The 7,423-nt window shown below is 64.0% G+C and carries 8 protein-coding genes; 1 reads left to right on the top strand and 7 read right to left on the bottom strand.

Going from position 1 to position 7,423, the window contains the following annotated elements:
- Positions 1–208 precede the first annotated feature (208 nt).
- The gene (locus A7K61_RS22440; RefSeq protein ID WP_069558406.1) at positions 209–856 is read left to right on the top strand and encodes an isochorismatase family protein; all 648 of its coding nucleotides are present in this window, start codon (positions 209–211) and stop codon (positions 854–856) included.
- Positions 857–859: 3 nt separating this feature from the next.
- On the opposite strand, the gene A7K61_RS22435 is transcribed toward A7K61_RS22440, so the two are convergent.
- Genes A7K61_RS22435 through A7K61_RS22405 form a run of 7 tightly spaced genes read right to left on the bottom strand, consistent with a single transcriptional unit; the run spans position 860 to position 7,298 of the window.
- Complete coding sequence (locus tag A7K61_RS22435; protein ID WP_047711108.1) at positions 860–1,891, bottom strand: ABC transporter substrate-binding protein; 1,032 nt, start codon at positions 1,889–1,891, stop codon at positions 860–862.
- Between the two features lie 13 nt (positions 1,892–1,904).
- Positions 1,905–3,002, bottom strand: coding sequence for an FAD-binding oxidoreductase (locus tag A7K61_RS22430; RefSeq protein WP_047711107.1), 1,098 nt, complete (start codon positions 3,000–3,002; stop codon positions 1,905–1,907).
- A complete protein-coding gene (locus A7K61_RS22425) occupies positions 2,999–4,342 on the bottom strand; it encodes an NAD(P)/FAD-dependent oxidoreductase (RefSeq protein ID WP_069558405.1) in 1,344 nt (447 codons plus the stop codon). Before A7K61_RS22425 ends, A7K61_RS22430 begins: the two co-directional genes overlap by 4 nt.
- A complete protein-coding gene (locus A7K61_RS22420; protein ID WP_069558404.1) occupies positions 4,339–4,629 on the bottom strand; it encodes a (2Fe-2S)-binding protein in 291 nt (96 codons plus the stop codon). Before A7K61_RS22420 ends, A7K61_RS22425 begins: the two co-directional genes overlap by 4 nt.
- Positions 4,629–5,423 (bottom strand): ABC transporter permease, encoded by a 795-nt coding sequence (locus A7K61_RS22415; RefSeq protein WP_044274510.1) that lies wholly within the window; start codon positions 5,421–5,423, stop codon positions 4,629–4,631. The genes A7K61_RS22420 and A7K61_RS22415 overlap by 1 nt, the downstream gene beginning before the upstream one ends.
- A gap of 4 nt (positions 5,424–5,427) precedes the next feature.
- Positions 5,428–6,273, bottom strand: coding sequence for an ABC transporter permease (locus A7K61_RS22410; protein WP_044274508.1), 846 nt, complete (start codon positions 6,271–6,273; stop codon positions 5,428–5,430).
- Positions 6,270–7,298, bottom strand: coding sequence for an ABC transporter ATP-binding protein (locus tag A7K61_RS22405; RefSeq protein ID WP_069558403.1), 1,029 nt, complete (start codon positions 7,296–7,298; stop codon positions 6,270–6,272). Before A7K61_RS22405 ends, A7K61_RS22410 begins: the two co-directional genes overlap by 4 nt.
- Between the last annotated feature and the right edge of the window lie 125 nt (positions 7,299–7,423).

The raw sequence follows: 7,423 nt of genomic DNA, 5'->3' as shown, positions 1-7,423 counted from the left end.
ACTCGCTTCGCATCGTGGTTACCGTCCACCGTTACAGCGTTGTGTAGATACTTATGGTCATCGCAGGCAAGCCCACCTTTGAACTTCAGCGTTCTTGAGAATAGGGTGAGTCAGCAACGCATCGATCCACGCAGTAAACTACCCCATACTTCACCTTTTCTACGCTCGCCCTGAGGCGGTCGTACGTGCAGACCACCAGAGAACGACCATGAGCCTTTCGAAAGCCGCCATCGCTTCATTCGACGTCGACGCCCAGAAGAGCTTCACACCTTTATGCCCCAACGAATTGCCGGTAGTCGGTGGCGATCACATTGGTGCCGAACTCAACTACATGGCCAGCCTCGCCGGCCACCGCATCGGTAGCAAGGACGCCCACACCCCCCACGCGCCCTGGGTGGTCGCGCAGCACAGCGAGATGCTGCAACCCACCGGCCTGGCCCATGCCGATGTGACGTGGGTCAGCCACTGCGTGCCGGGCACCGAGGGGTTCACCCTGCTCGATGAGTTGCCCGCGCCCTATGACTACGACTACTTCATCTGGAAAGGTGTCGAACCCGACCTGCACCCCTACGGCGCCTGTTACCACGACCTGCACGACAAGCTGTCCACCGGCGTCATCGAGTACCTCAAGGCCCACGGCGTGGCTCGCGTGATCGTCGGCGGCCTGGCGCTGGATTACTGCGTCAAGACCACCGCGTTGCAATTGCTCAAGGCCGGCCTGCACGTCGTTCTGCACTTGCCGGCGTGCCGCAGCATCAGCGAGGAGGGCGGTGTACAGGCCGTCGACGAATTGCTCAAGGCCGGTGCACAGATCAGCCGCACCCGCGAAGAACTGGCCCTGATTGCGCAGGGCTAAGCCTCAACGTTCAATCGAGCGACTCCACCGCGCATTCCACTCTGGCCGTGCCTGGTTGACCTGGTCCCAATCAATCGAAATGGCCGTTTGCAGATAACCCTGCATGGCTTCCACCCGCGCACGGGTTTTATCGGTGGTGGGGGTGCTCGGGTTCGACGGGATCTGGTCACCTTCTTCCAACGCCGGCGCCTGGGCCTCGGCGGTCAGCAAGAACGCTGCGAGCTTCTGCGCCAGTTCCGGCTCGTCATTGCGGGCGATCACGCATTCGGCCACGTTGAGCACCACCGCACCTTCTTTGGGCTGCGCGTACTCCATCGGTATGCCGAGCAGCTTTTGTGTGGCGACCTGGGTCGGGGTCAGGGGGAAGATCGCGGCCTCATCGGTCTGCACCATCTCGGAGATTTTCGCGGAGCTGGCGATGTATTCCAGCACATTGGGGCCAACGGTCTTAGGCCAGGCCTTGAAGCCCGGTTCCACATGGGTTTCATCGCCACCCTGGATGCGGTTGAACATCAGGAAGCCATGCAGGCCAAAGGTGGAGGAGGCCAGGGATTGGAACACCACTTTGTCCTTGAAGCGCGGGTCGGCCAGGTCCATCCATGAGGTGGGCGCGGCCCAACCTTTGTCCTTGAACATCTTGGCGTTGTAGCCAAGGCCAGTGACGCCCAGGGTCACGGCCACGGCTTCGTCCTTGATTCGGGCCTTGACCGGGATCTGTTCCAGCGGCGGGCTCGGCGCGAGCTTGTCGCACAGGCCCATGGAGATGGCGCGGTACATGATGCCGTCGTCGAGGAACATCACATGCATCTGCGGGTTGGCCTTGTTGGCCTGAACCTTGGCGAGGATGTCCGAGGAAGTGCCAGGTACGATCACGACCTTGACGTTATTGGCCTTTTCGAAGGCGGGCAGCACCTTGTCGGCGTACACCCGTTCCATGGTGCCGCCGTTCATGCCCAGGTACAGCGTGGGGGCGGCATGGGCCGTGCCGGTGAGCAAGGCGAGGGACAAGCAGGACAACGCGAGACGTGATTGCATGGGGTTTTTCCTCTCAGGCTTGGAAACGACGGATGGAAAACGCTTCGATGGGTTGGCGGCTGGCGCCGTCGCAGACGATCTCTGCCAAGGCTTCACCGACGGCGGGGCCGAGCTGGAACCCGGCACCGGCAAAGCCGAAACCGTGGAGCAGCCCAGGTTGGGTACTGCTGGGGCCGATCACCGGTTCGTGGTCGGGCAGGTAACCTTCGGTGCCACTCCAGGTGCGAATGGCCTGGGCACCCTGAAGAAACGGGTAGAGTTCGCCGGCGTTGCGCAGAATCTCCAGCACCGCCGCCTGGCCCGGCCTGGCCTGCTGCGGGCCCAGGGCAAAGCCGCGCCCGCCGCCGAGGATGCAATTGCCGCGGGCGACTTGCCGCGCATAGATGCCGCCACCCTCGACGCCGGTGCTGACGGTCATCACCCCCGGCAGCGGCTCGGTGACCAGCATCGCCGGGTGCGCCGAGATGATCGGCACCGGTTCGCCCAATTGCGCGGCGACCTTGCCGGCCCAGGCGCCCGCGCAGTTGAGCAGCCACGGCGCTTGCAAGTGCAGGCCGTTGGCGCAGTGCACCTGGAACAGCCGGCTGTCGTGCTCGATGCCGATTACTTCGGCTTGCTCGTATACCGCAGCGCCATGGCGCTGGGCGGCACGGGCAAAGGCCGGGGCCACCAGGCGCGGGTTGGCATGCCCGTCATCGGGGCACAACGAGGCGCCCACTGCCACGTCGCCCACCCAGGGGAAACGCCTGCGTAACTCGCTGCGGTCCAGCAGCTGCAAGCCCAGGTCGAAGCCACGGGTCTGCTCGGCGTAGGCTTGCAGTGCGGCAAAATCCCCAAGGCTGCGTGCCAGCTTCAAATGCCCGGAGCGCACGTATTCACCCTCGATACCAATCAACCCGGGCAGGTCGGCCCACAGTTGATGGGCGCGTTGCGACAGCGGCAACTGATGCAAGGGCCGCCCCTGGCGCCGCACGCCGCCGTAATTGACGCCGCTTGCATGCGAGCCACAAAAATCCCGTTCTACCAGGGCCACACGCTGGCCTTTCTGGGCGAGTATCAAGGCCGCCGAAGCCCCGACGATGCCTCCCCCCAAGACGATGACGTCGATCATGGCTGCACCTGCACGCCAAACGGCAGCGGCTTGATCGGTGCCTGGCCACGCAAGCGCCCAACTTGGGGGAGGTCACGCCCGCTACGCTCGGCCACGATTTCCGCCGCCGCCAACCCGCACATTCGCCCCTGGCAGCGGCCCATGCCGACGCGGCAATGGGCTTTGACCCGGTTGATTTCCCAGTGGCCTTCATCCACCACGGCGCGCACCTCGCCGACGCTGACCTCTTCGCAGCGGCACAGGATCAGGTCATCGGGCGCCTGCGCGGCCCAGTGTTCGGGGAAGGGGAAGGCGGTTTCCAGGCCCTGGCGAAAGCGCTGGATACGCGCCAACTGCCGTTCCAGCGCGACGCGGCGGCGCTGATCGACCACGACACCGGTGTCCTCCAGCAGCGCCAGCGCAGCACACTCGCCGGCCATTTGCGCAGCATCGGCGCCCATTATTCCGGCGCCGTCGCCTGCCAGGTACACCCCTTCGACACTGCTGCGCCCGGCGCTGTCACGTTGCGGCAGCCAGGCGCGGTTGAGGGGGTTCCAGGCAAACTCACAGCCGAGCAGATCGGCCAGTTGCGTTTCGCTGCGCAGGGCATGGGCGAAGGCCACCGCATCGCATGGCAGGGTCTGCTCGCCCCAGCGAATGCCTCGTACCCGTTGGTCGCCATCGATCTGCTTGAGCATTGCGCCCTGATGCACGGGAATCCCGTGGGCGGTCAGCCAGACGCGGTAATACATGCCCTTGGCCAGGGTCGCCGGTTGCCTGAGCAGCGCCGGCAAGGCACGGCATTGGGCGCTCAGCGGTGCACTGTCGAGCACCGCCAGCACCTTGGCACCGGCCTTTGCGTATTGGTAAGCGACCAAATAGAGCAACGGCCCGGAGCCGCAAAACACCACACGTTCGCCAATCGCGCAGCCTTGGTACTTCAAGGCGATTTGCGCCGCGCCCAGGCTGTAGACACCGGGTAACGTCCAGCCTGGCACCGGCAGGATGCGGTCGGTGGCGCCGGTAGCGACGATGACCTGCGCGTATTCGAGGCTGTCGGCGCGCCCGTTATTGAGCATGTCCAAGCGACCGTCCTCGGCATTCCACACCAAGGTGTCCGGCCGGTAGTCGATCAGCGCTGCCAGTTCATCCATGGTTTGGTGCACGGCTTGGGCCTTGCGCGCTTCAAACCCGTAGATCTGCCGGGCGGTGCGTTGGAACCCTGGGGGTTGGCGCCGATAAATCTGCCCGCCACCGCGCGGGCTCTCATCCACCAGGCACGGTGTGATGCCATGGTCGAGCAAGGTGCGCGCCGCGCTGATCCCCGCCGGGCCTGCACCCACTATCACTACCGGCTTCATGGCTGGCGCCCCGGATCACGGCTGATCGTCTGGCCTTCTTCCAGCAGGGTCGAACAGGCGCGCACCCGTCGCCCATCGGCCAGGCGCACCCAACAATCCTGGCACGCGCCCATCAGGCAAAACCCGGCGCGGCGCTCGGCACTGAAATCGCTGCTGCGCAGGTGCTCGGTACAGGTCAGTATGGCGGTCAGCAGGGTATCGCCGAGCAATCCCGTGGCGGGCTGGTCGTCGAGGGTGAAGGCCAGGGCAGGGCGTTGGGTTTCGCTCAGTCGCTTGAACAAGGCCATCAGTGTTTCCCCACCAGCACGCGGTCCAGGCCGTAGACCCGGTCGAGCACAATCATGGTCGCTGCCGTCAGTGCGATCACCAGCGCCGACACAGCCGCCATCATCGGGTCGATGGACTCGGTGGCGTACACGTACATGCGCACCGGCAGGGTTTGCGTGGCCGGCGAGCTTACGAAAATCGACAGGGTCACTTCATCGAAACTGTTGATGAACGCCAGCAACCACCCACCGGCCACACCGGGCAAAATCATCGGCAGGGTGATCTGCCGGAACAGCGTAAAGCGCCCGGCGCCGAGGGATTCGGCGGCCTGCTCGGCACTGCGATCAATGCCGATGGCCGCCGCCAATACCAGGCGCAATACGTAGGGGGTGATGATCACCACGTGTGCGAGCATCAGCCAGGTAAAGCTGCCGTTCACGCCCATCAGCGCAAACAGGCGCAGCATCGCCACCCCCAGCACCAGGTGCGGAATGATGATGGGCGACAGGAACAGCGCACTGAAGAAGTTGCGCCCCGCAAACGAGTAGCGACTGATCGCCAGGGCCGCCGGCACCGCGATCAGGGTCGCCAGGGTGGCGGCGGTGAAGGCCAGGATCAGGCTGTTATAGAACGCCTGGATAAAGTCGGCGCGTTCGAACACCGCGCGAAACCAGCGCAGGGAGAAGCCCGACGTGGGCAGGCTCAAGGTGTTCTCTGGCGTGAACGCCACCAGGCACACCACCACCAGTGGCGCCATCATGAACAGCACCACCATGGCATGGAAACCGAGGGCCAAAGGACCGTTTCTAGACATGCGCTTAAACCCCCAGGGACTTTTTGTAGCGGCCTTCGACCATGCGGTTCCAGCTCAGCATGATCAGCAGATTGACCAACAGCAGCGCCACCGCGAGGGTCGCGCCCATGGGCCAGTTGAGTTCCGAGAGGTACTGGTCGTACACCACGGTGGCGACCATCTTCAGGCGCCGCCCACCCAGCAGGCCGGGGATCGCAAAGGAGCTGGCAGCCAAACCGAACACGATCAAGGTGCCGGACAGCACACCGGGCATCACTTGGGGCAGCACGATCTTGCGCATCACCGTGGCCTGGCTGGCGCCCAGGGACAACGCCGCCTGTTCGGCCGACGGGTCAAGTTTTTGCAGCGAGGTCCACACCGGGATAATCATGAACGGCAGCATCACGTGCACCAACGCGATGATCACCGCGAATGGCGTATACAGCAGCTTCACCGGACTGCCGCCGAGGGCCTGGATCATTTGGTTAATCAGCCCGTCGGCACCCAGCAGCAGGCTCCAGCCAAACGCGCGCACCACCACCGAAATCAGCAGCGGCGTGAGGATCACGATCAGGAAGATCGAGCGCCATGGCGTGCCCATGCGGCTGAGAATGTAGGCCTCCGGTACGCCGATCACCACGCACAGCAGTGTCACCAGGGCGCTGATCCAGAAGGTGCGCCAGAAAATCTCGTAGAAGTAGGCGTCGCTCAACAGCGCCCCGTAATGGGCCAAGGTCCACTCATCGGCCTTTACGCCCACTTGGTAGTCGAACACATTGAACGACAGCACCAGGGTCAGGCCCAGCGGTATGATCAAAAGCCCGGCAAACAGCACCAGCGCCGGCAGCGAGAGCAGGTAGCCGCGACTCATGGGTGCACCTCATCGGCCGCCAGTACGCGCAGCAAATCGGCCTGCCATTGCAGGCCCACCACCGCGCCGTTAGCCAAGGGCGCGCTACCGTCGTTACTGCGCACCACGGTGATTTCGCCCAGGGCGGTGTGGACGCGGTACAGCCATTGGCTGCCGAAAAAGTAGCGGTCCAGCACTGCGCCTTGCATGCGCCCGGTGCCCGCGTCCACCAGTTGGATTTTTTCCGGGCGCAGGCTCAGGGTCAGTTCACCTGCGCCGCCGTCGTGGCGCACTTGAGGGATGCCGAGTGCGTCGTAGTCGCCGGCCAGCAGATTGGCCTTGCCGACGAAGTCCGAGATAAAGCGCGTGCGCGGGTGTTCATAGAGCTTGTAGGGCGCGTCGATCTGGGTCACACGCCCGGCCTGCATCACCACCACGCGGTCGCTGATGGACAGGGCTTCGGCCTGGTCATGAGTCACCATCAAGGTGGTGATGCCCACCGCGCACTGGATACGCCGGATTTCAAACTGCATCTCTTCACGCAGGTTGGCGTCGAGGTTGGACAGCGGCTCATCGAGCAACAACACCGGCGGTTCGATCACCAGCGCACGGGCCAGGGCCACGCGCTGACGCTGGCCACCGGACAGCTCACGGGGGTAGCGCTCGGCATGTTGAGCCAGGCGCACCAACTCCAGCACGCTGTTGACGCGGGTGGCGATGTCGGCCGCTGGCACCTTGCGCATCTTCAGGCCGAAGGCAACGTTGTCGCGCACGCTCATATGCGGGAACAGCGCGTAGCTCTGAAACACCACGCCCAGGCCACGGCTGGCGGGTTTGGCGTGGGTAATGTCGCGACCGTCGAGCAGGATCTGGCCACCGCTGACGTCGACGAAACCGGCGATCATTTGCAGGGTGGTGGTCTTGCCACAGCCTGAAGGGCCCAGCAGGGAAACGAACTCGCCTTGTTCCACCGCCAGATCAGTGGCGACCACCGCGTCGACGGCGCCATAGCGTTTGCTCAAGGCCTTGAGTTGGAGAAATGCCATGTCTGCTTTCCACCTTTATTCAGTCGCGTCAAATACGCGCTTTCTTGTTTTGGGCAGATGCGAAAAGTGGTGCCGGTGCGTTGGCGCTCGATCTCAAGTCGGCTGCCGGTTGTTGTTCATTTCGC

Source organism: Pseudomonas sp. AP42 (assembly GCF_001728935.1).
Classification (GTDB): Bacteria; Pseudomonadota; Gammaproteobacteria; order Pseudomonadales; family Pseudomonadaceae; genus Aquipseudomonas; species Aquipseudomonas lactis.
Note: the sequence above shows the minus strand (reverse complement) of the source record. Positions and strands in the feature narration are given on the sequence as shown.

Excerpts from the sequence above, each read along its gene's own strand:
- A7K61_RS22440 (WP_069558406.1), top strand. The coding sequence starts at position 209 with ATGAGCCTTTCGAAAGCCGCCATCGCTTCATTCGACGTCGACGCCCAG.
- A7K61_RS22435 (WP_047711108.1), bottom strand. The coding sequence starts at position 1,891 with ATGCAATCACGTCTCGCGTTGTCCTGCTTGTCCCTCGCCTTGCTCACC.
- A7K61_RS22430 (WP_047711107.1), bottom strand. The coding sequence starts at position 3,002 with ATGATCGACGTCATCGTCTTGGGGGGAGGCATCGTCGGGGCTTCGGCG.
- A7K61_RS22425 (WP_069558405.1), bottom strand. The coding sequence starts at position 4,342 with ATGAAGCCGGTAGTGATAGTGGGTGCAGGCCCGGCGGGGATCAGCGCG.
- A7K61_RS22420 (WP_069558404.1), bottom strand. The coding sequence starts at position 4,629 with ATGGCCTTGTTCAAGCGACTGAGCGAAACCCAACGCCCTGCCCTGGCC.
- A7K61_RS22415 (WP_044274510.1), bottom strand. The coding sequence starts at position 5,423 with ATGTCTAGAAACGGTCCTTTGGCCCTCGGTTTCCATGCCATGGTGGTG.
- A7K61_RS22410 (WP_044274508.1), bottom strand. The coding sequence starts at position 6,273 with ATGAGTCGCGGCTACCTGCTCTCGCTGCCGGCGCTGGTGCTGTTTGCC.
- A7K61_RS22405 (WP_069558403.1), bottom strand. The coding sequence starts at position 7,298 with ATGGCATTTCTCCAACTCAAGGCCTTGAGCAAACGCTATGGCGCCGTC.